This is a genomic window from Vibrio sp. S457-15 (assembly GCF_000960545.1).
Lineage (GTDB): Bacteria > Pseudomonadota > Gammaproteobacteria > Enterobacterales > Vibrionaceae > Vibrio > Vibrio parahaemolyticus.
In genome coordinates, this window is sequence record NZ_JYOQ01000180.1 from 255,471 (window position 1) to 279,600 (window position 24,130).

The 24,130-nt window shown below is 45.1% G+C and carries 12 protein-coding genes; 5 read left to right on the plus strand and 7 right to left on the minus strand.

Annotated features, from left to right (window positions below; all coding sequences use genetic code 11):
* Positions 1-63: 63 nt before the first annotated feature.
* Positions 64-10,485 (minus strand): tandem-95 repeat protein, encoded by a 10,422-nt coding sequence (locus UF05_RS23150; RefSeq protein WP_082064095.1) that lies wholly within the window; start codon positions 10,483-10,485, stop codon positions 64-66.
* 511 nt (positions 10,486-10,996) lie between these two features.
* On the opposite strand from UF05_RS23150, the gene UF05_RS23155 reads away from it, so the two are divergent.
* The 4 genes from UF05_RS23155 (at position 10,997) to UF05_RS23170 (ending at position 15,599) form a co-directional block, all read left to right on the plus strand.
* Positions 10,997-12,307 carry a TolC family outer membrane protein gene (locus UF05_RS23155; protein ID WP_005464216.1) on the plus strand — a complete coding sequence of 437 codons (1,311 nt, stop codon included), beginning with the start codon at positions 10,997-10,999 and terminating at the stop codon, positions 12,305-12,307.
* Positions 12,308-12,309: 2 nt separating this feature from the next.
* Positions 12,310-12,930, plus strand: a complete 621-nt coding sequence (locus tag UF05_RS23160) for an OmpA family protein (RefSeq protein ID WP_025631288.1) — start codon at positions 12,310-12,312, stop codon at positions 12,928-12,930.
* 150 nt (positions 12,931-13,080) lie between these two features.
* The gene (locus UF05_RS23165; RefSeq protein WP_025631287.1) at positions 13,081-13,434 is read left to right on the plus strand and encodes a DUF2750 domain-containing protein; all 354 of its coding nucleotides are present in this window, start codon (positions 13,081-13,083) and stop codon (positions 13,432-13,434) included.
* 188 nt (positions 13,435-13,622) lie between these two features.
* On the plus strand, positions 13,623-15,599 hold the full coding sequence (locus tag UF05_RS23170; RefSeq protein ID WP_025631286.1) for a tetratricopeptide repeat-containing diguanylate cyclase: 1,977 nt from the start codon (positions 13,623-13,625) through the stop codon (positions 15,597-15,599).
* A gap of 8 nt (positions 15,600-15,607) precedes the next feature.
* On the opposite strand, the gene queC is transcribed toward UF05_RS23170, so the two are convergent.
* Positions 15,608-16,306: a 7-cyano-7-deazaguanine synthase QueC gene (gene queC, locus UF05_RS23175; RefSeq protein ID WP_017448988.1), complete on the minus strand. Its 699-nt coding sequence runs from the start codon at positions 16,304-16,306 to the stop codon at positions 15,608-15,610.
* A gap of 14 nt (positions 16,307-16,320) precedes the next feature.
* The gene (gene queE / locus UF05_RS23180) at positions 16,321-16,971 is read right to left on the minus strand and encodes a 7-carboxy-7-deazaguanine synthase QueE (RefSeq protein WP_023623584.1); all 651 of its coding nucleotides are present in this window, start codon (positions 16,969-16,971) and stop codon (positions 16,321-16,323) included.
* 165 nt (positions 16,972-17,136) lie between these two features.
* On the opposite strand from queE, the gene UF05_RS23185 reads away from it, so the two are divergent.
* A complete protein-coding gene (locus UF05_RS23185) occupies positions 17,137-17,946 on the plus strand; it encodes a Cof-type HAD-IIB family hydrolase (RefSeq protein WP_025500785.1) in 810 nt (269 codons plus the stop codon).
* A 95-nt stretch (positions 17,947-18,041) separates the two neighbouring features.
* Here the strand turns inward: UF05_RS23185 and UF05_RS23190 are convergent, their stop codons facing one another.
* The 4 genes from UF05_RS23190 to UF05_RS23205 all read right to left on the minus strand — a co-directional run bounded on the left by UF05_RS23190 (position 18,042) and on the right by UF05_RS23205 (position 24,117).
* Positions 18,042-19,448 (minus strand): bifunctional NUDIX hydrolase/phosphatase PAP2 family protein, encoded by a 1,407-nt coding sequence (locus UF05_RS23190; protein ID WP_231583844.1) that lies wholly within the window; start codon positions 19,446-19,448, stop codon positions 18,042-18,044.
* A gap of 363 nt (positions 19,449-19,811) precedes the next feature.
* Positions 19,812-21,362, minus strand: coding sequence for a trypsin-like serine protease (locus tag UF05_RS23195; RefSeq protein ID WP_031818024.1), 1,551 nt, complete (start codon positions 21,360-21,362; stop codon positions 19,812-19,814).
* Between the two features lie 199 nt (positions 21,363-21,561).
* Positions 21,562-22,044 (minus strand): GNAT family N-acetyltransferase, encoded by a 483-nt coding sequence (locus tag UF05_RS23200; RefSeq protein WP_005477859.1) that lies wholly within the window; start codon positions 22,042-22,044, stop codon positions 21,562-21,564.
* A gap of 195 nt (positions 22,045-22,239) precedes the next feature.
* Positions 22,240-24,117 (minus strand): propionyl-CoA synthetase, encoded by a 1,878-nt coding sequence (locus tag UF05_RS23205; RefSeq protein ID WP_031818022.1) that lies wholly within the window; start codon positions 24,115-24,117, stop codon positions 22,240-22,242.
* Between the last annotated feature and the right edge of the window lie 13 nt (positions 24,118-24,130).

Here is a 24,130-nt window from a genome sequence, read left to right on the forward strand (position 1 = left end):
ATTCAAGAACATCAAAAAAGGTCTAGCAATTGCTAGACCTTTTTATTAGAGGCTGATTTGTCACTACATGTCTTTGTATTGAGAATCGAGACTCGCAATCAAATGCTGTGTGATATCATCCACGCTTGCGCTATTGAAGTGGATATCTAATGTTGAGCTACCTTTAGTAATACTCAAATTCGTATCTGCGCTGCCATCTTGACTTACTTCAACATGATAGCCGCCAGCGTCTCCTGTATGACTACCTGATTGTAAATCACTTAACAGATCGCCTACTTCATCTTTCGATAAATCATCAAACAGATCGGAGAAGTCTAGAGAGTCTTCACTGCTAGAAAAATCTGTGACAGTGTCGCGTTCGTTGGCCACATCGATCCATTTGAAGATGTCCTCACCATCACCGCCAGTCAGAATGTCGCTGCCTAAACCACCAATCAAAATGTCATTATCTGCGCCACCGAACAGCTTGTCGTTTCCACCTTGCCCAAACAAGATGTCATTTCCTGCACCACCATAAATGGTGTCCGCTTGGTCATAATAACGAGATTGCTCAAACTCAGCTTGGTTTTCAGTAATGTAGTGATGAACTTCCTCCTTCGTTACCAGAGCAACATCTTTCCCCAGTTGAGAAGCTACATAGTTTTGTAGCGCAGAAACACCTTGCTCTCCATTGATATCAAAACGAATCGCATCACCAAAAATGATGTCGTTTCCATCAAGGCTACTAATCTCATCCTTGCCTTGCATTAATGACACTTCTTTGCCAAGAATCACTTCTGCAAGTTGATTAACATCGATGTTAGTTCTTACAACACCATCAGAGTCAAAGTGTTTCAACGAATCTTCATCTAAGTCATGACCAAGACCGATCGATCGAACCTCACTAAGTTCTTCCAATGCCTGATATGCGTTATTTGCTTGATGAAGTACATACGTTTCATAATCGTAATAACTATGATTACTTGTCATCTTCCCTAACAACTCACCTGTCGAAAGCGAATAAACGAGTGAGTTACTATCTATCACCGTCTTATTGTCGTAAGTTACTACATCACCAGTTTTGTAATCCGCTGGCAACACATCAGCTAACGTTACCAGTTTGTTGTTTTCCACTCCAAGAACAATGCTATCCATTTGGTTTATGTTATTTGCATCATTCACAGTAGCTTGGTTTGGACGACCATCAGAAATGAAATAGCTTAAATTCGTTGCGCCACTATCAGCATTCTCAAACCAGTTCAATGCTGATTGGAAGCCTGCTTCATAGTTTGTGTTACCGTCACCGAGCTTCACAATTGCGTCCAATATTGATTCTACTTGAGACTTAGCGTTGTCAGAGCTCAAATCCAATTCGAGCACCTGTTTGCTCTCAGTGGAAAAAGTGGTTAATAAAACGTTCACTTTGCCCGAATGAGGTCCACTTGCACTTTCGATCAGAGTATTCAGCACTGTTTTTAGTTCAGTTACCGCACGGCCAACGTCGTAACCCATACTGCCAGACGTATCGAGCATAAAGGCAATGTTGTAATCCTGACCTTCGACAATTTGTAACCCTTGAACATCACCAACGATCACGTCGTTATCATCGGACCCAACTATGTTGTTATCGCCATGCGTACCAGAAACAAACTCATAATCACGGACTGAAACAGAAGCCGTGTCCGCTCCCATTTGAGTATTGTTATTAACTTCAACACTTCCTGCCGTCGCTGTTACATCAAAATCTAACGAGCCATTGTAATCTGCTGGTACAGTAATCGTACCGCTTAGTTGATGGCTGGTTTGATTTGGTTCACTTGAAAGGTCAACCGTGTAAGAACCATCGCTGTTTTCAGTAACCGTTTTGCCATTCACCTCTAATGTTAGCCCTGAAGGGATTCCCGTTAAGGTGACGCTATCGTTAATGAATGACTCACTGCCATCCACATCGATAAGATCAAGGTTCAGCTCAAAAGAGACTTGTTGCTCTGTAAGAACAACATACTCTCCTGTGTTGTTATCTAGCTTGATAATGGCATCTTGGAAGATAAGCTGTTCAATTTCATAAAGGTGGTCACCCGACTCTTTATGAGTGCTCGAAACAACATCTTTTGTATCAATAAATCGACTATCTTCGACAATCCAATACGGGACTTCTGAGTGGTCAGATGCTGGGTAATAGCTGAAGTCGTAATCAGACAACTTACCAGAGTAAACAACTGTGTCAGTCTCAGCTTGATCATCTAATGAACCAATACCGCCATAGATAGAATCATTACCTCCTCCAGTCACAAAGATATCACTGCCTTGAGCATCAACGTTGGCACCTGCTTGTTGATCACCTACAAAACTCAGTGGTGATTCAGTGTCTCCGCTTAACATTAAGTCGTTACCAGCATGACCATTATTAAACGCTTGTGTCACCACATGTTCAAAGTCAAGCCCTGGTAAATTACTTGCCTCAAGCAGATCTTTAAGTTCTTCGTCTGTAGACCAGCTTCCGCCTAATGTCACAGGTACAGACGTTACTGGACCGAAAGTAAGGTCAATCTTAATTGGGTCCGCGACAGGCTCTATGTCGATACTCAACGTACCTGAAGCAGAAGAATTGCCATCACTAACAGTGAAATGAATCTGCTCGTAAGTATCCAAGCCGTTCCCAACACCGTCTTTATCGAAAACATCTGCACCAGATTCATGTTCAGCAGGAACATAGCGAACAAGACCATTTTCGATATCAGAAGCGAGTACACTGCCAGAAACCGCTTCCCAACCATCAGAACCCTTCACTTGTAGTGAGCCATTTAGAGCAGAAGTGTCAAACTCAACACTTACCCCACTGTCAACGACTCCTAAATGTTCTAGTGTGATAACAATCGCTTCGTCTTCTAATCCGGAAATTTCGTTGCTTTGAACCGTTGGCGGAACATCATTATCATCAATATAGCCAACGCCAGATACATCTCCGACTTTAATCACAAGGCTTTCTGTTGATTCAACCAACTGATCATCAATGCTTGGAATGGTAATCTCAAAGCCATTCACACCGGCTGGAACAATAAGGTATCCGCCCAAATACTTCACGCCATTAGTAAAAGTTGCGTTCGACAAATCAATGTCTTGAGAGCTCGTACTAGAACCCTCTGCAGAGAAATCCACTTGATACTTAACGGTCTGATCTGTTGCGTTATTTAGAGAAACAGAAAACGTGACATCGTCACCTTCAACAACAGTAACACCTGTAATGCTCTGCACCGCAGGTCCATTTTCCGCAACATTACCATCTAGCATTTCGTTAACGATATTGACTGTAGATGGATCGCTAACGCCACTTTCAGAGTCGACTGCCACATATCCAAAGCTGTCTTCGGCAGGAACACCTTCTACATAACGTAACTCCCAGTTACCTTCATTTTTCGTAGAAAAATCTAACTGAGTAATGACCGAACCTTCAGGAAGAGCTAGATCTTTCCCATAACCAACGCTTGTTTCTTGGAATAGCATGAAGTTGCCTTCAGGCTTCAAAAACTCGAACGTTTGAGTCTGTTGGACATTATTTGAATCTAAGTATGTAACCGTAATAAGCGCTGCGTTGTCATCACCGTAATCAAACAATCCACCTAATCCATCTAGACCAAGGTTTACGGAGCCCACAGGATTATTAGACAAATCGACCGTAATCGTTTCACCCTTCTCAATACCCTGCCCGTCATTGTCAGCGATACCATTGCCGATATGTGACACCTGACGGTTGTATTGCGCAAGTTCACCGCTATCAGAGGAAATCGTGATAGAGGCTCCATTTGCTAAATGCTCAATACGGGAATGTGATGGTCCACCATCCTCACTTAATCCCCAGTTATTGAAATCTGATGTAGATTCTGAGCCATTAGGCGTATTTGGACGATCTTTGATACCTAATAAGAAGCCAACATTATCAGCTTCATAGTAAAGACTGTCTTTGTCATAAAGCGTATCGCTTACTTCTTTAATTTCGTGCAACTCACCGTCACTATCTTTAAAGAACAACGTACCTGATGTTGGCAGTTCAGTAATCCGGACATGTAGATCATTGCCTTTTAAGTCGTCTTCAACATCCGCGATATGATCCTTAGAGTCACCGCTACCCAAAGGTTTCGTATCGGTATCAAACACAACTTGCGTAAGCTGATCATCGGCGACATGCGTAAAGTCTTCACTTTCAGGCTTGTCGTTTACTGGTGTCACATTGACCGTGACGGTGGTGGATTCAGACACACCGCCTGATGTCACGACATAAGTGAAAGTATCTTTACCGACGTAGTTATCATCTGGTGTGTAGGTCACCGTGCCATCGTTGTTTACGATGACGGTACCATTTTTAGGACCATTCTCTGCGTCCAGAGACACCACTTTATCTTTGCCTTCAAACGTGTCGTTACCTAAGACGTTAATGATAGTTGGTGTGTCTTCGACTACATTTGTGCTGTCAGCCTTGATGTCGACTACTGGTGCAACCGTAAAGTCCACCGTTTGGCTAACACTTTCACCACTTGGGTCGGTAGCAGTAAACGTTAAGGTCTCTGAGCCGTTCCAGTCTGCTGTTGGTGAAATGGTCGCGATGCCATTTTCAATCGAAACCAACACGTTGCTATTGCCAGACACTGAGAAGTTTAGCGCTGAGTCGCTATCTTTAAATGCGTCGTTTAAATCAATCGTGTAGGTCGCAAAGTCTTCCGATAACTCTTGATCTGCAATGGCATTTTCAACAGTCGGTGCATCGTTAACACGATTCACAATCAAACTGTCACTGTCGTTAGCTGTTGGATTAACACCATCCGATACTGACGCGCTAATAGTTAGGTCTTTAAGGTTGAGCTCATCGTTGTTAACTGCATCGACGCCCGCTTGAGTCAGCTTGACCTCATTGCCTACCAACACGAAGTAGCCGTTTGAGTTATTTTCTAAAGAAACGGTTAATTGGTCTTCAGGCGTGTCAGTATCGCGAACCGTTAAGGTTGCGACTACCGTATCAGTGTTCACTGCATCTTCAGTGATGCTTTCTACTGCATCAACCTTGATGGTTGGCGCATCGTTCACTGGATTTACTGTAACAGTTACTTTCGCTTCGTCGGTCAATTGACCGTCCGTTACGGTGTAGGTGATTTCAGCCTGGCCATTGAAGTTTTCTGCCGGAGTGAAGACGAGTTTGCCATCAACGATCTCGACTTTACCTTGTGCTTCAGGAACAGACGCTGATTGGATCGACAACTTATCGCCATCGATGTCGTTGTCGTTTGGCAGGACATCAATCGTCACTGGTGTGTCTTCGTCAGTAATCGCCGTGTCATCTTTTGCCACTGGTGCATCGTTGACCGGTGTTACATTGACTTCAACGGTGGTGGATTCTGACACTCCACCTGATGTCACGACGTAAGTGAAAGTATCTTTACCTACGTAGTTATCATCTGGTGTGTAGGTCACCGTACCATCGTTGTTTACGATGACGGTGCCATTTTTAGGACCATTCTCAGCGTCCAGTGACACCAGTTTATCAGTGCTTTCAAACGTGTCGTTACCTAAGACGTTAATGATGGTTGGTGTGTCTTCGACTACATCCGCGCTATCAGCCTCGATGTCGACTACTGGTGCAACCGTAAAGTCCACCGTTTGGTTAACGCTTTCACCGCTTGGGTCTTTAGCTGTAAACGTAATTGTCTCTTTGCCATTCCAATCCGCTGTCGGAGTGATAGTGGCGACGCCATTCACAATAGAGATTTGGATGTTATCGTTGCCAGAAACTGAGAATTTTAGCGAGGAATCAGAGTCTTTGAATACTTCATTCAAGTCGATCGTGTATACATCGAAATCTTCCGATAACTCTTGATCTGCAATGGCATTTTCAACAGTCGGTGCATCGTTAACACGATTCACAACCAAACTGTCACTGTCGTTAGCTGTTGGATTAACACCATCCGATACTGACGCACTGATAGTCAGATCTTTAAGGTTGAGTTCGTCGTTGTTAACCGCGTCAACACCCGCTTGAGTCAGCTTGACTTCATCGCCAACTAACACAAAATAACCGTTTGAGTTGTTTTCTAAAGAAACGGTTAATTGGTCTTCTGGCGTATCAGTATCAGCGACTTCCAACGTTGCAACTACCGTATCGGTACTCACCGCGTCTTCAGTGATGCTTTCTACAGCATCAACCTTGATGGTTGGCGCATCGTTTACTGGATTTACTGTAACAGTTACTTTCGCTTCGTCGGTCAATTGACCGTCCGTTACGGTGTAGGTAATTTCAGCGTCACCATTGAAGTTTTCGGCCGGAGTGAAGACGAGTTTGCCATCAACGATCTCGACTTTACCTTGTGCTTCAGGAGCAGACGCAGATTGGATCGACAACTTATCGCCATCTACATCGGTGTCGTTTGGCAGAACATCAATAGTAACCGCGGTGTCTTCTTGTGTCGTAGCGATGTCATCTTTCGCCACTGGCGCATCGTTCACAGGCGTCACATCGACGTTCACCGTGGTGGACTCACTGACGCCACCGGAAGTGACGATGTAGGTGAAGCTGTCTGCACCGTGGTAGTTGTCGTTTGGTGTGTAAGTCACGCTGCCGTCAGGATTGACCGAGACCGTGCCGTTGGCTGGGCCGTTATTGGCATCGAGCGACACCACTTTACCGTCGCCTTCGAACGTGTCGTTACCTAAGACCTTGATGATGGTTGGCGTGTCTTCAACGACCGTCGCTTTGTCTGCCACAATGTCCGCTACAGGCGCAACTGTGAAGTTTACGGTTTGGCTAATGCTTTCACCGCTTGGATCAGTAGCAGTAAACGTTAGGGTTTCTGAGCCGTTCCAGTCTGCCGTTGGAGTGATCGTGGCAATGCCATTGACGATCGCCACTTGGATGTTGCTGTTGCCAGAGACGCTAAACGTTAACTCGCCATCAACGTTATCCACATCGCTGAAAGCGGTATTTAGATCGATGGTGTATGGCGTGAAGTCTTCTGCCAAGGCTTGATCTGCGATGTTGCTTTCAACCACAGGCGTGTCGTTTACAGCATTCACGGTGACTTTGACCGTTGCTTGGTCAGTCAGTGCGCCGTCGGTGACGGTGTAAGTGATCTCAGCGTCGCCATTGAAGTTCTCGGCCGGAGTGAAAACAAGTTTGCCATTCACCACTTCAACCGTACCCTGCTCTTTAGGTACAGACGCCGAGTCAATGCGTAACGTATCACCATCGATGTCAGTATCGTTTGGCAGAACATCAATAGTAACCGCGGTGTCTTCTTGTGTCGTAGCGATGTCATCTTTCGCCACTGGCGCATCGTTCACAGGCGTCACATCGACGTTCACCGTGGTGGACTCACTGACGCCACCGGAAGTGACGATGTAGGTGAAGCTGTCTGCACCGTGGTAGTTGTCGTTTGGCGTGTAAGTCACGCTGCCGTCAGGATTGACTGAGACCGTGCCGTTGGCTGGGCCGTTATTGGTATCTAGCGACACCACTTTATCGTCGCCTTCGAACGTGTCGTTACCTAAGACCTTGATGATGGTTGGCGTGTCTTCAACAACCGTCGTTTTGTCTGCCACAATGTCCGCCACAGGCGCAACCGTGAAGTTCACCGTTTGGCTAACGCTTTCGCCGCTTGGATCAGTGGCAGTAAAGGTTAGGGTCTCTGAGCCGTTCCAGTCTGCTGTTGGTGAAATGGTCGCGATACCATTTTCAATCGAAACCAACACGTTGCTGTTACCAGACACAGAGAAGTTCAGCGCGGAGTCGCTATCTTTAAATGCGTCGTTTAAATCAATCGTGTAGCTCGCGAAATCTTCCGATAACACTTGGTCTGCAATGGCATTTTCAACAGTCGGTGCATCGTTAACACGATTCACAATCAAACTATCACTGTCGCTAGCCGTTGGATTAACACCATCCGATACTGACGCGCTAATAGTTAGGTCTTTAAGGTTAAGTTCATCATTATTAACTGCATCAACGCCTGCTTGAGTCAGCTTGACTTCATTGCCAACCAACACGAAGTAGCCGTTTGAGTTGTTTTCTAAAGAAACGGTTAATTGCTCTTCAGGCGTGTCAGTATCGCGAACCGTTAAGGTTGCGACTACCGTATCAGTGTTCACTGCATCTTCAGTGATGCTTTCTACTGCATCAACCTTGATGGTTGGCGCATCGTTCACTGGATTTACTGTAACAGTTACTTTCGCTTCGTCGGTCAATTCACCGTCCGTTACGGTGTAGATGATTTCAGCGTGGCCATTGAAGTTCTCGGCCGGAGTGAAAACAAGTTTGCCATCAACGATCTCAACTTTACCTTGTGCTTCAGGAACAGACGCAGATTGGATCGACAATTTATCGCCATCCACATCAGTATCGTTTGGCAGAACATCGATAGTAACTGCGGTGTCTTCTTGTGTCGTAGCGATGTCATCTTTCGCCACTGGCGCATCGTTGACCGGTGTCACATTGACTTCAACGGCGGTGGATTCAGACACACCGCCTGATGTCACGACATAAGTGAAAGTATCTTTACCGACGTAGTTATCATTTGGTGTGTAAGTCACGCTGCCGTCAGGATTGACCGAGACCGTGCCGTTGGCTGGGCCGTTATTGGTATCTAGCGACACCACTTTACCGTCGCCTTCGAACGTGTCGTTACCTAAGACCTTGATGATGGTTGGCGTGTCTTCTACAACCGTCGCTTTGTCTGCCACGATGTCCGCCACAGGCGCAACCGTGAAGTTTACGGTTTGGCTAATGCTTTCGCCGCTTGGATCGGTAGCTTTAAACGTTAGGATTTCTGAGCCGTTCCAGTCTGCCGTTGGGCTAATGGTCACGATGCCATTTTCAATCGAAACCAACACGTTGCTGTTGCCAGACACTGAGAATTCTAGCGAGGAATCAGAATCTTTGAATACTTCATTCAAGTCGATCGTGTATGCATCGAAATCTTCCGATAACACTTGGTCTGCAATGGCATTTTCAACAGTCGGTGCATCGTTAACACGATTCACAACCAAACTGTCACTGTCGCTAGCCGTTGGATTTACACCATCCGACACTGACGCGCTGATAGCCAGGTCTTTAAGGTTGAGTTCATCGTTGTTAACCGCGTCAACACCCGCTTGAGTCAACTTGACTTCATTGCCAACCAACACGAAGTAGCCGTTTGAGTTATTTTCTAAAGAAACGGTTAGTTGGTCTTCTGGCGTGTCAGTATCGCGAACCGTTAAGGTTGCGACTACCGTATCAGTGCTCACTGCATCTTCAGTGATGCTCTCTACTGCATCAACCTTGATGGTTGGCGCATCGTCCACTGGGTTAACGGTAACAGTCACTTTCGCTTCGTCGTTCAATTGACCGTCCGTTACGATGTAGGCAATTTCAGCGTCGCCATTGAAGTTTTCTGCCGGTGTGAACACCAATTTGCCATCAACGATCTCGACTTTGCCTTGTGCTTCAGGAACAGACGCAGATTGGATCGACAACTTATCGCCATCCACATCAGTATCGTTTGGCAGAACATCGATAGTAACCGCGGTGTCTTCTTGTATAGATGTGGTGTCATCAACTGCAACAGGACTGTCATTTACAGGCGTAACCGTAACAGTTACTTTCGCTTCGTCCGTCAAATCGCCATCAGTTACGATGTAAGTGATGGTCGCTTCACCATTGAAGTTCTCAGCTGGCGTGAACACCAGTTTGCCGTCGACAATGTCAACTGAGCCTTGCTCTGAAGGAACTGATGCTGATTGAATGCTGAGTGCGTCACCTTCAACATCACTATCATCGACTAAAACATCAATCGTAACAGAGGTGTCTTCTTCTGTCGTAATTACATCGTTTTCTGCGTTTGGCGCATCATTGATAGGCAGAATATCGAGATTTGCAGAACCAGATACCACTTGGTCTTCGTCATCAATAATGTCGAAAGTGAAAGAGACTTCTGTGTCGTCATCGATTTGAGGAGTGAAAGTCCACGTTCCATCACCATTGTCGACAAGAGTGCCATTCCCTTTATCGATAATGAGGTTCTCAACAGATAATGTGTCTTTGTCTTCATCATCAACATTTGACAGTAACTCTTCCGTCGTAATGATGATTGAACCACCATCCTCTTCAATCGCATCTAGAGTAACTGGCGTTGTTGCCAAAGGTTTATCAGTGCTGTCAGCACTCGTTTGAAGATTACTTCGGAATAGATCGTTCAGTGCTAGAACTTGTGTTTGCGATAGTCCTAGAGACTCAATACCAATGGTTTCAAAACTGGTGGATGCCAAGAGTTCAGTACCATCGCGAACAATTGTCGCACTGGTTTGCAGACTAGAGCCGCCGTTCTCACCAGCTGCTGGCGCAAACTCTTCATCTACAGCAGAAGGGTCTTGTCCTTGTTCGATTGCACTAATAATTTGTAAAACATCATCAGTGACATCTTTAGAACCCTGCTCTTGAGTCAATTGCACGTTTAAATCCAGAGGGCCAACATCTGTTGATGTCACAACCACTTCTCCTGGTAGTGGCTGTTGTCCCTCCGTTAGTACTCTCAGCTTCCCATCTAATCCTATTACAACGACTTGATTGCCGAGTGAAACTAACGCTGTACGATCCATATAAAACTTCACCCCAAATTACTGTCAACTTTTTGACTAATGATACTAATTTGCTATATATTGCCCGAATATATACTGCAATAACAGTAATTTGATGCCTATTTTCAACTTATAAGTCACAATTTTTCCATATTGTCGATTTTCAGTTGGTGGGTGATTGAGATCTTTGTATAAGCAACTATAAAATGTAACAAAACCAAATAAAGGTGATATTAGTTCGAAGTTAAGCCCCAGTTAGGCGTATTTTCGTATCACTTTTGAAACACATTCTAAACAAAGCGATTGGTTACATCGTCGATTATTAGTGGTATTGTGCGCTAAATTATTGACGCCCTTATAGGTATTCCACTTATAAGCCCTCTCGCCTCGAGAAATTACATAACCATCTAGGAGAATCACAGTGAAGTGGACTCGTGCCAACGCCTTTTGTATTGGTGTATTCGCCGCTAGTCATGCTTTTGGGCAAACACTAGAGCAAGCCGTAGAAAATACGCTAAAAACAAATCCCGATATTAAAAGCGCGTTCAATGAATTCGTTAGCAAGCAGTATGTGAATGAAGCATCTGGCGGTGCTTACCTCCCTTCCGTCGATCTTGACGCAGGTATCGGTTACGAAGGTATAAATCCTGCAGAATCAGGACGAGACTCAACCGATCTGACTCGTAAAGAAGCCACTATCACTTTAACGCAATTGATTTGGGATGGCTCTGCCACTCTTAATGATATGGACCGTACTGCTGCAGATGCAGAATCTGTGCGATACCAACTACTTGCGGATGCGCAAGACACTGCGTTGGAAGTGACTAAGGTGTACTTAGATTCCGTTAAAGCGTATGAAATTCTTTCTCTTTCAGAGAACAACCTGAAAGTTCATAAGAAAATTTATGAAGACATTAAAAAACGTGTCAACTCAGGTATCGGCTCGACCGCAGACCTGACTCAAGTTGAGGCGCGTTTAGCAAAAGCGCACGGTAACTTAGTTGCGGCTCAAAATAACCTGTTTGATAGCCAAACGATGTTTACGCGTCTTGTCGGACAATCGCCACAAGGATTGATCTTCCCACGCGCGGATCAAAACTTCATCCCATACACAATCGATGAGGCGATTGACTTGGCATTTGAATCTCACCCTGTCATCAAAATCTCGGTTGCAGATGTGGATTCTGCGAAGTTCCAGTACAAACAATCGAAAGGAACTTACTACCCGACCATTTCTGTAGAAGCAGCACAAACATGGCGCAACGATGCCGGCGGTATTGAAGGCAGCAGCGATGAAACGACAGCAATGCTTCGAATGCGTTACAACTTGTTCAACGGTGGTAGTGATGTTGCGAACGCAGAAAGCTTTGCATATCAGTTAAACAAAGCGAAAGATCTACGAGAGCGTGCATACCGAAATGTCGAAGAAGGACTTCGCTTGTCTTGGAGTGCGTTAGATTTAACTCTGCAACAAAAAGAGTTCTTAGCTGACCACGTAGACTCAGCTTCTGAAACGGTCATTGCTTACGAAAAGCAATATCGCATTGGTAAGCGTACTCTACTTGACCTTTTAAACACTGAAAACGAACTGTTCGAAGCAAGAAAGAACTATTTAGACGCTAAATACGCGGAACAATACGCGAAGTACCGAGTGATGAATGCTACGGGTCAACTGTTGAATGCCTTGCGTGTTGATGTACCAACAGAATGGAACCAGAAGGTGGAGTACTAATCATGAAACCGATGAAACTGCTATTGGCATTAAGCATTATCGCCGTTACGCAACAAGCAATCGCTGAAGATGAGTACGATTACCGTGCATTCCCTACCGCAGAGCAAATTGCTGACTTACAAGACGAAGATAACGACGGTGTGATTAACGCTCGCGACCTATGTCCGGGGACGCCAGCTGGCTCTGAAGTTGACAATGATGGCTGTGGCGAATACATCAAAGCATCTGAGAAAATGCAGGTTCGTGTGCTATTTGCCAACGATTCTGATGAGATCAATCCGGTATTTCGTCGTCAAATTCGTGAGTTGTCTGACTTCTTGAAGGATTACCCAACGACCTCGATTGAACTACAAGGTTACGCGAGTAAAACAGGTGGTTCAAAACACAATCAAGATCTCTCTGAACGACGAGCGAAAAACGTGCGTGACGCGCTACTAAGTTACGGTATTGAACCAAATCGTGTTCGCATCATTGGTTTTGGTGACACACATCTAGCAGAGCAAGGCACCGATCAGGTAAGCCACGCACTTAACCGCCGAGTGACCGCATCTGTTGTTGGTTACAAAGGTAAAGTTAAAAAAGAGTGGACGATCTTTACGACGCTTCCTCAAGCAGAAAGCTAATCTAAACTTTTACACTCTCACATCGCACTCAGATTTGACAAAAGGAGCTTCGGCTCCTTTTCTTTTCATAGTGGCTTGAAGCCGTATTATGCTTTAGGAATCGGCGCTTTAGTGGTAATCTAGCGGCGTCATAACAATGAGAGTTTTGAAATGAGCAAACTTACATCAGATATCCAAGCAAACCTTGATCTTTTCGTAGCAGAAACGAAAGAAAGCCAACTCGTTTGGGGTCTACGCAATGAAGAAGGTTGGTTGTCTTGCGATTCAACTGAGTTCGAAAATAGCGAAGTAATGCCTTTCTGGTCTTCAAAAGAAGATGCTGAAGCGCACAACGTTGAAGAGTGGGCAGATTTTACTGTTCTTGAAATTCCACTAGATATCTTTGTAGAAGATTGGCTTCTGACTCTTGCTGAAGACGGCGTTCTTGTTGGTACAAACTGGAATGCTCAGCTAGAAGGCAAAGAAATGGAGCCTCAAGATCTAGCGAAGCTATACGTAGACTAATCGCGTTGACCTCGGCACGTGTGCCGGGGTTTCTATTCCCTCCCCTAGTTCTCAACACAAATATCGACCCACTTCATAGTTTTTCCATTCAGTATTGTTTATTCACTTCACGTGGTCACATCGCCTATAAGATAATGGGTATAACATACTGAAAAGATTATATAAGAAAAACACAAGGCTACTTCCTTATGCGCGCGCTGTCTCCTTTGCTTGCGTCACTGCTTTTTTGCAGTCAAATATACGCAAGTGACTCTACCGAGATTGAACACACCCAAAACTTTACGCAATGGCACGCTGTCTATCAAACAACGTTACACAACGATGCGGCTTCTGCTCTTAGCATGCTTCAAGACCGTTATCATACTTCCGTATCTGACAGCGAGAGACTTTACGTCAGTGGGTTGATTTATGAGTACATGGCTAACATCAAGCAGCCTTATTACGGAAGTAGCCAAATCTTAAACAATGATTTCGCGAAGTTAGAGTCTGAGTACATTCTCGCTTTAAACGAACGTAAACATGGCAGTTATGACGCTTCTGTTGCCAGTTTCAACTCGTTAAGGCAAAAGATGAAACAAAATGGTGACGTGGAAGGTAAAGCGTTGATGAATTACCAGCTTTGCTACACGCTAAACCAGCAAGGCCGTTACCACAAAGCAAACTTCTTTTGCTCATCTCTCGAAAGCCATTTAGACGATAAGCACGCAGAGGTCTTTCCTGCAGACTTGGCGTTGCGAGTCGTAGCGAACAACTACAATTATCGTGGCGACTACGAAAAGGCTCTGAGCCTGTACCGCCGCCTGCTTGCCAATATGTCTTATCAAAGCGACCCATCTGGTATTTATAACGATGTCGGCAATTTACTCGCCGAATTAGGACAGTTTGAGCAATCGGAGCAATACCTCATCCAATCCTTGCTTGCGCGTCAACTTGAGGAGGCCCCACTCAAAGTGGCGCAAGTCGAACACAGCCTAGCTCGGATGTATAACAAATCGAAAGATTTCGATAAGGCCATTAACCACTACCAGAACTCATTGAAAATCTTGGAAGAGCTGCACTATCCGTATGGACAAGGCTTGGCGTATTTGGGGCTTGCTTCCGCTATTGCTGAAATTGGCAACCTTGAACAAGCCGTCAAATACATTAACAAAGCACTCGGTTTGGGCGAGCGATACGAAAACAACCATTTGCAAACCGAGGGGCATTTAGCCGCTGGTTTTGCTTATCTGAAAAATGACGCGCCAGAAAAGGCGATCGAGCACGGTAAAGAAGCGTTCACACTAGCAATGGAAAACTCAAGGCCATTGCTACAAGCGAGAGCACAACTGTTGCTGTCCAATGCCTACCAAGAGCTTGGGGATTACAAAGCGGCGCTAAGTCACTATGAAGCGTATTCTACATTAGAACTAGATAACCGAGATACTAGCAACATCAAGGCAATGGAAGCTCTCGACCTCACCAAAAATGAGTACGAATACGAACTGCAACTGATCAAACTTGCGAACGAGCGGAATTTAAAGCAGAGCGAGTTTGAAAAGCTTACAGATCAAAAACGCGCGTACAATTTCGTGGTTGCCTGCTTAGTGCTTCTTTTGGTGTTGGCAATAATGGCTCAGCGACAAACTCGAAACAAAGCACGGATAGACAGTTTAACGTGCGCCTTAAACAGAACCGCGATCATTGAAACCATCAAAAGTCAAACCTCGAAAACTCATCAAGAGATGCGATATGTTCTGGCTTTAATTGACTTAGATAACTTTAAAGCCATCAATGATACCTACGGCCACCCTACAGGCGATTTGGTTTTGAAACACGTTTGTCAAAGCATCCGCGTAAAACTCAACAAAGGTGAATACATCGGGCGTTTAGGTGGAGAGGAATTTGTTCTTTTACTCAAAAACGTTGATGAAATTGATGTACCTTTCCGAGTTCAAAGCTTGCATAAAACCATTTCGGAAAAGCAAATCAAAACGGAAAGAAATGAAGACCTTCGTGTAACGGCAAGCTTGGCCTATCTATCGACATCAATGCCACTCACCAACTTCGATGAGCTGTACTCGATATTAGACCAAGCTTTATATCAGGCGAAGAGAAATGGCAAAAACGCGGTTGTTGATGCGTACAATGAGCCAATTAACCTGAGTTCAGAATTTGCAAATTCGTGAAGGTCTGTTTACAGACCTTCTGATTCCTGCTTTTGAACCAAAGATTTCATAACTGCATCTTTGTTATTCAAGTAATCATCGAGCCCGGCTTTGCGTAAATCACATGATGGGCAATCGCCACAACCATCACCGATGATGCCGTTGTAGCAAGTTAGCGTGTTTTCACGAACCAGTTGCAACGCATTGTATTGATCCGCTAACGCCCATGTTTCTGCCTTGTTGAGCCACATCAGCGGTGTTTTGATCGTCAAAGCTCGATCCATACCTTTCACCAACGCCGTGTTCATTGATTTCACAAAATCGTCTCGGCAATCTGGGTAGCCACTAAAGTCCGTTTCACACACGCCAGTAATCACCGTATCGGCACCGATTTGGTAAGCGTAAATGCCAGCAAGAGTTAAGAACAAAATATTACGGCCAGGCACAAACGAGTTCGGCAAGCCATTCTCTTGTAATTCGTGAGAAACAGGAATGTCATCACGCGTCAGAGAGCTGATAGCAAGTTCATTCAGTAAACCAACATCCATCACTTTATGCGCTTTTACACCAAGATCTTTGGCGATCTTTTGCGCAACTTCGATCTCCAGTTTATGACGTTGGCCATAATCAAAAGTGATTGCATGCACTTCATCAAACTCTTTGAGGGCTTGCACGAGACAGGTTGTCGAGTCTTGCCCGCCACTGAAAACAACAACAGCTTTTTTCATTTTACTCTCCGAGCTTAAGCAATACTTAGGTATTTATGAGTTTGAATAGATAGACGCCAATTGCGCGAGATGCACGTTTCGATACACAACTGAGTTGCGCGAGGCTTCTGGCTGATTGGTTGTAAAGCGATCACCGTTTCTGTCTTTATATCAGCGTTTGCAAGTAATTCATCAAGATGATCGATGTCTTTTTGCGTACCGACTGGGTGCTTGATTTCATTAGCACGCTCCAACGCACTTTTCAGTACAGGCAATTTACCTTTCATCGCCACTTTCGGTGACACTGTCACCCACGTTTTTTCAGACGTGACGACTTCTGATGTCCCACTGGTTTCAATCTGGCACTGACAGCCCATATCTTCAAACGCTTTGCTCAACGGACGCAAATCGTAAATACACGGCTCACCACCAGTGATAACAATATGCTTCGCATTGAAGCCTTGCTGTTTGTATTGTTCTACGATGTCTTCAGCCGATGCCGTGCACCAAGTCGGAGAATCTTCCGTCTTCACCAAAATATCACCAATAGGACGCAGATCCTTTTCTTCGGCATCCCACGTTTGTTTTGTATCACACCAACTGCACCCCACTGGGCACTCTTGCAAGCGAACGAAAACGGCAGGAACACCAGTAAAGATCCCTTCCCCTTGGATGGTTTCAAACATCTCATTTAGCTTATACAACGCAGAACTCACTTAACTCATAAAACTTCGAGGCGAAGACCTTAATGGAGAGGCGTGTCTAGGTCAATTCAAACCAAAAATTAATTGTTAAAATAGCCCATTTTGTAGTTTCATACTCAGGTTCCCATTATTTTAAGGTAAGTAAAGATGTACAAACTGATCGCCCTAGACATGGACGGCACGTTATTAAACAGCGACAAAGCGATTTCAGAAGAAAACAAACACGCTATCGCGAAAGCTCGTGAAGCTGGCGTTACTGTCGTTTTGGCTTCTGGCCGCCCACTTGAAGGCATGCAGGCAAAATTGGATGAGCTGAATATTCATTCCGATAAAGATTTTGTCCTTTTCTACAATGGTTCTATGGTTAAAAACGTAGGTACAAACGAAATTATCCACCAGCAAATCATTGATGGTAAAGCTGCTAAATTAGTCGCTCGTAAAGCGAAAGAATTAGGCGCTTATGTGCACGCATTCAGCCAAGTGCACGGCTTGATCACTAATGAGAACAACCCATACACTGACATCGAAGCCAACATTAATGGCTTAGACGTGACAGAGATGAATTTTGAATCGCTAGAAGATGATCATCCAATCATCAAAGCAATGATGGTTGCCGAGCCAAGTAAACTCACCGAGGTCATCGCTGCGCTTCCGCCTGAAATGCGTGAAGAGTTTACTGTTGTTCAAAGTGCCCCATTCTTCCTAGAGTTTCTTAACCCAGCGAGCAACAAAGGCATCGGAGTTGCAGCGATTGCTGAGTACTTAGGAATTCAACCAGAAGAAGTGATCTGTATGGGTGATGCTGAAAATGACCACCACATGCTGAAGTACGCAGGCCTTGGTATCGCGATGGCAAATGCGATGGAAGAAACCAAGAAAATCGCAGATTACATCACTGAAAGTAACGACGACCACGGCGTAGCGAAAGCAATTGAGAAATTTGTTCTTAACGCTTAGCTCTCGCTTTATAAAAGTAGCTTTACAGAAGTAAGCACCTAAAACACAAAAAGCCTCGCGATTGCGAGGCTTTTTACTTGATACCGAAGTACTTATTATTCTGACAGATTGAGCTCTTCTTGGTACTGATTTTGATGAGTCAATCTTCTTGCCATAAAGATGAACAACAGCATCAATATCGGATAGTGGAACGTCATAAACACCAATGACCAAAAACCGCTGGAAGAGACGCTCGTCGCTGCAAACAAATACACCTGCTGAGTCAATATCAACGCCAAAGTGACAAAAATCATCTGCTTACTGTTTAATCTCACCTGAGACTCCTTAAACGTAAGTACGAGTGCAGAAGCCGTGATCAACATCGCTAACCAGTTGCCAAACACAGGTAACGGCCAAATCACCGAAATAACGGCTGTCACAGCAGTCAACGTAAACCACACTCCTTTTGAGCTGAGGAGTTGATCAACATTGACCTCTGGATTCGTTTCCAAACGTAATACGTGCCAAGCAACCAAGATGCCCAACAAGGCGCCCAATAACATATCAAGAATAAACGCAGAACCTAGGAAGAACTTGCACAGCATGACTATTAGCGTAATAGCGGCCATCAACACCGTGGTACTGTTAAATCCAAAGCTGTGCGTTCTTTGGAACAAAAATGTCAACACACAGAACCAAACCGCAATAGGCAAGCTTGGAAAACTAAAGCCGTAACTGTTTGGAAGTTCCGCCATAGGCACGTACACATGCGGCCTTGGTAGAGAAAATCCCTGCTGTGCCACCAAAACCATTAAAGATGTCGCGGTAATGGCGAAGAACAGTCGGTACACAAAGCGACTATCAAAGCGCATCATGACGAACGGGAATAAAAACAGCAAAATAGTCGGCGTCGTCAGCTCCATCACTACGCTTGCAAAGTCGTACGCGGCTTTGTAACTGTTGTCTGAAAGCTCACCAATCCAACCTTGTAGTTCCATCACCCAAGAGAGCTCGACCTGACGGAATGTAGGTGCAGACTCAATTAGCTGTGTAACGTAAGAAACCGGCTGGTTTGTTGCATTAGCAAAAAGGTTAACAACTTCTGGCCATTGAGCCGGATAGCGATATTGAGATGCCGTAAGTTCACTTGGGTTAAGCAGCATGGCAGAAGCCACTTCCACACCGTAATGAGGCGCAAACCAAGAAGGCAGCTCGTTTCCACCCAATGAGTTATTCATAGAAAAAGCGATAACTTCAGAATCAGATACGCAGTCGAACAAGATCGCAGTTGAGGTTCTACCCAACTCATTACCGACAGTTACTGCAAGCCCCGTTTCTTCCCACGTTTCTCGTTGCGCGGCAATTTCTGGAGATTCACCTTCAATAATAGTACCTCCCGGCAAGGAGATTTTGTTAGTGAGAATTTCATGAACCAGTACAAGCTTATCGTCGGCTCGAACAACACAGAGCGCGCCTTTAATTCCATTCAATGACGCACCGGATACCGATTTTGCCATTGTCATCGAAGACGTAGAAAACAAAGCAGAAAAGAGAGTGAGAAAAAACAACTGTCTCAGCACAAGATAAACCTTTAATGAAGAGAATAATGACCAATGCATGATGGCAGTATTACCAATATTTTTCGACATAAATTAAGTAACGAGTTATGCATATGATGCACAAGTCAAAAAAGTCATCGGAGAAAATTCTTAATGTAAATCTGACAAAAATCAGACAAAACGTGAAATATTGATCGCAATTCTGCCAGTTATATAAGCAGAATGTCAGGATAAAGTCATAGGTATTTTGTGGGTTCTCATATTTAAAACAACAAAAATGGGCTTATTATTCGAAAACAATAAACCCCCTTTATGATTAGTATGACTTTATAGCTTTATCCACGCATGAGTCCATCCAGAACCTACGCCCGGCTCATAAGCGCTTGGCGTCGAACCACACCAAAGACTATTTGGCCACGGTAAACATTGATAAGACGAGCCCTGATTAGTCACAACATCGCCAGCGAGGTATTGAGCTCCCGCTTGATAGATGTTATTTGAAGGAACAGACACAACTGGCGGTTCAGTCGGCGGGATGACCTGATCTTGATGTGACGTACAGTTTGCATCGCTCACTGCTTGCCAAACGCCCCAGGAACCCGATTCTGCTGGGTTATCGCCTTGAGTCCACCATTGTGCTTGCCACACTTTTCCATTCCACGTGACCGTATCGCCTTTATTGTAAACAGATGAGGCTTGCCATTCGTTTGCACAGCTTCCTGTTGGTGGCGACGTTACCGATTTGGCTGTTGCAGACACAACCGCTTGATATAACGTACTGGTTTTATCAACGCCAAAGTTCAACGTCACTCTAGCTTCACCTGCTTGTGATGCGCCGAACTCCACATCCACACGACAGCTCGTATTGGCAGCTAACGTTGTTTGAGAACATTGATCGTTGGCAATCAGTGCTGCATCAGTCACTCCTGAGCCGCCAATGCGTACATTTTCGACAGTGAAGGAAGTATTGCCTGAGTTGCTAATCACAAACCGATGCTGTTTGAGCTCACCGACATTAAACGAGGTTAACGTCTGATTCGCAGTATAACCTACAGAAACGTTTTCCTTAGGAGGCGTTGTATTACCTATTACACCATCAACGAAACTACGTAATGCCGCGATGTCACTGTAAACACCGTACTTGCCAGGACGTGCACATCCTATTCCCCAACTCACTACACCGAGTTGCGTTACCACCCCGCCACGATTGATGACGATAGGGCCACCGCTGTCACCCTGACATGAATCTATCCCACCTTGCGGGACGCCTGCACAAAATGCCACATCCCCTACGGTTGTGTAATTCCCTCCGGCCTGACGACACGTCGTATCAGAGATTAACGGCACATCGACTTCTTGCAATCTTGTTGGCGAACTACCGCCTTCTGACGTTCGCCCCAAACCTGCAACGGTTAGCCAATCTCCAATACTAGCGTATTGCGCTAAGCTGCCGTCGGCAATTTCAACTGCGGATACACCTTGTGGGACAGAATCTAGCTTTAGAACCGCAATATCATAGGAGAGTGTAGCGCGGCGATAAGACGGATGCATGTGGATTTCACTCACATTCGCTCTTACTCCATCAGTGCCGTTGTAAACGACGCCACCAATTTTCACGGCGATTTGACTCGGTGAATCGCCTTCCACACAGTGGGCCGCCGTCAAGACATAGCCATTGCCGATGTAACTGGCACCACAATAGGAGCGGTTGCTGTAGCGACTTACAATTTGTGTGTAGAACTTCCATTCAGTTGGATCGGCGGTAATGCCGCCCACGATTTTCGGTTGAATGATGTGGTTTTGCGTCTGTGATAAATCATCAGCACTTGCAAACATTGGCAAGACTGCCAAAGCAAGTAACGATTTTGATAGTTTCAAAGTATTATCCTCTTGTTTTTGTAAGCACGATCCTCGTGCTACTCATAAAACAAGCAGACAAATTCAATGTTACCAATGTAAGTTGAGTAGCAAATTCATAGCTTGCGAGCCACTTAAACGCAAAAGTCTATTGATGAACTGAATGATTTCAATTCCACATGGTTTCTGTCACTGAATTACCGTCAACGAGACGTATTAATTACGATGGATTTAAGGGCTTTCGCAAACAATGAATATGATGCCCAAACCCTTGTTTTTCATACAATGCGAGTGCTTGGCGGTTAAAACTCCAAACCTCAACAAACATTTGGGTCGCGCCGTAATCGATAAAGGTAGCCTCTATCTTATCGAGCAAAGCTTGAGCCGTTCCTTGCTTTCGATATTCCGGCATCACATACAACTCATCCACACTGCCCATCATCACAGGCTGGCTGACAACGGAAGTTAACTCACAAAAGTGACCAGAGACAAAACCGATAACTTCATCACCGACTTTCGCTACATATACCAAACACTCGGGATTATCGATGTAACGAGCAATGCTTTTCTCTTGCTCGATTTCTTCGGCAGTTTTAAACAATTCAGGGGATTGAACATGGTGCTCATCGTGCAAATCGAACATAAGATCGTTGAGCACTTCTAAATCATCAAAACTCGCAGCTTTGATTACAAATGCAGACATACTAAGGGTTACCAAAATTTGAGTCCGTATAGTGTGTTGCGAAAACACAGGCTTGGCAAGCCACAAAAGCGCCTACTCACGATTGTTTTCTGGAGCACCAACGCAAAAAAGCCCCTGTACAAATCAGCATACAGAGGCAGAACCAAACTACGGAGTTCGAGGATCAGGGTTTCATTTGAGCACGACGATAAAATGTTAGCGTCGTAACACTCGCTCTATTTCATTCAGGCTCGTTGGATCATCAATCGTCGATGGCACGGTGTATTGCTCACCATCAGCAATTTGGCGGATGGTTCGACGCAGAATTTTACCCGAGCGAGTTTTCGGTAAGCGATCTACAACAAGTGCGTGTTTGAAGCATGCAACCGCGCCAATCTCATTTCTCACCTTGCCCACAAGTTCGCCTTCTAGCGCTAACTCATCAACCTTCACGCCATCTTTCAGCACAACAAAACCAAGTGGTAGCTGCCCTTTCAGATCATCGTGAATGCCCACAACCGCACATTCTGCAATGGCTGGGTGACCACCAACGATCTCCTCCATCTCACCAGTAGACAGGCGGTGACCAGCGACGTTAATCACATCGTCAATACGCCCCATGATGAATAGGTAACCGTCTTCGTCGAGATAACCACCGTCACCCGACACATAGTAGCTAGGGAATTGGCTTAGGTAGCCCGTTTCAAAACGATCATGGTTTCGCCATACCGTTGGTAAGCAGCTTGGCGGCAGTGGACGTTTTAGCGCAACGAAACCTTGTTGATTAGGTTTTACTGGTTCACCCAGCTCATCGAGGATTTCTACTTGATAACCCGGAATAGGCTTAGTTGAAGAACCCGCTTTTACTGGCATCATTTCAATGCCCGTTGGGTTCCCCGCAATCGCCCAACCTGTCTCTGTTTGCCACCAGTGATCGATTACCGGTTTGTCAGTTTTGCTCTGTACCCACTCCAGCGTAGGAGGATCTAAACGCTCACCAGCCATAAAGATGGTTTTCAGGTTAGACAAGTCATACTGCTTTAAGAACTCGCCTTCCGGGTCTTCTTTCTTAATCGCACGGAAAGCCGTTGGCGCCGAGAACAAAGCATCCACTTTATACTCATCACACACACGCCAGAATGCCCCCGGATTCGGAGTTTTGACTGGCTTACCTTCAAACAGTATTGTGGTGCAACCGTGAATTAATGGCGCGTAAACAATATACGAGTGACCCACTACCCAGCCCACGTCGGATGCCGCCCAGAACACACCACCTTGCGGGATGTTGTAGATTGCGCTCATTGAGTACTTCAGTGCCACGGCATGACCACCGTTATCACGCACTACGCCTTTTGGTTTACCTGTCGTACCCGAGGTGTAAAGGATATATAGCGGATCTGTCGCCAGTACTGGTACACAAGCGTGTGGAAGTGCTTGGCTGTACTCTTGCTGCCAGTCCAGATCTCTCTCTTGGTTTAGCTCGGCTTCACATTCTGGACGCTGGAAAACAAACACTTTCTCTGGCTTCCAACGACTGTCCATGATCGCTTTGTCAACCAAAGGTTTGTACGGAATGATTTTGCTGATTTCAATGCCACACGATGCCGTCATAATGACTTTTGGCTCTGCATCTTCAATACGTACCGCCAGCTCATTAGGCGCAAAACCACCAAACACAACTGAGTGAATCGCACCCAAACGTGCACAAGCAAGCATCGCCATCGCCGCTTCTGGGATCATCGGCATGTAAACAACAACTCGGTCGCCTTTTTCAACACCTTGGGCAGACAGCATACCGGCAATTTTCGCAACTTGATCGCGTAGCTCTCGGTAAGTGTAAGTCTTTTTATTTCCCGTTACTGGTGAGTCATAAATTAGCGCAGTATTATCACCACGTCCTTGTTCGCAATGGTAATCCAGTGCCAACCAAGACGTATTCATCACCCCATCTGAGAACCAACGTTCGATGCCGTTCTCATCAGATTTCAAGATGGTTTTAGGAGATTCAAACCAGTCGATATTCTCCGCTTGAGCGCGCCAAAAACTCTCCGGTTCGTTTTTCGCCCATAAATATTCTTTTTCGTATGAAGACATATTGCTTCCTCCA

What these genes read in the sequence shown, in the direction of transcription:
- queE (WP_023623584.1), bottom strand. Translation starts at nt 16,971, where the DNA reads ATGTTTGAAACCATCCAAGGGGAAGGGATCTTTACTGGTGTTCCTGCC.
- UF05_RS23160 (WP_025631288.1), top strand. Translation starts at nt 12,310, where the DNA reads ATGAAACCGATGAAACTGCTATTGGCATTAAGCATTATCGCCGTTACG.
- UF05_RS23205 (WP_031818022.1), bottom strand. Translation starts at nt 24,117, where the DNA reads ATGTCTTCATACGAAAAAGAATATTTATGGGCGAAAAACGAACCGGAG.
- UF05_RS23165 (WP_025631287.1), top strand. Translation starts at nt 13,081, where the DNA reads ATGAGCAAACTTACATCAGATATCCAAGCAAACCTTGATCTTTTCGTA.
- UF05_RS23200 (WP_005477859.1), bottom strand. Translation starts at nt 22,044, where the DNA reads ATGTCTGCATTTGTAATCAAAGCTGCGAGTTTTGATGATTTAGAAGTG.
- UF05_RS23170 (WP_025631286.1), top strand. Translation starts at nt 13,623, where the DNA reads ATGCGCGCGCTGTCTCCTTTGCTTGCGTCACTGCTTTTTTGCAGTCAA.
- UF05_RS23190 (WP_231583844.1), bottom strand. Translation starts at nt 19,448, where the DNA reads ATGACAATGGCAAAATCGGTATCCGGTGCGTCATTGAATGGAATTAAA.
- queC (WP_017448988.1), bottom strand. Translation starts at nt 16,306, where the DNA reads ATGAAAAAAGCTGTTGTTGTTTTCAGTGGCGGGCAAGACTCGACAACC.
- UF05_RS23185 (WP_025500785.1), top strand. Translation starts at nt 17,137, where the DNA reads ATGTACAAACTGATCGCCCTAGACATGGACGGCACGTTATTAAACAGC.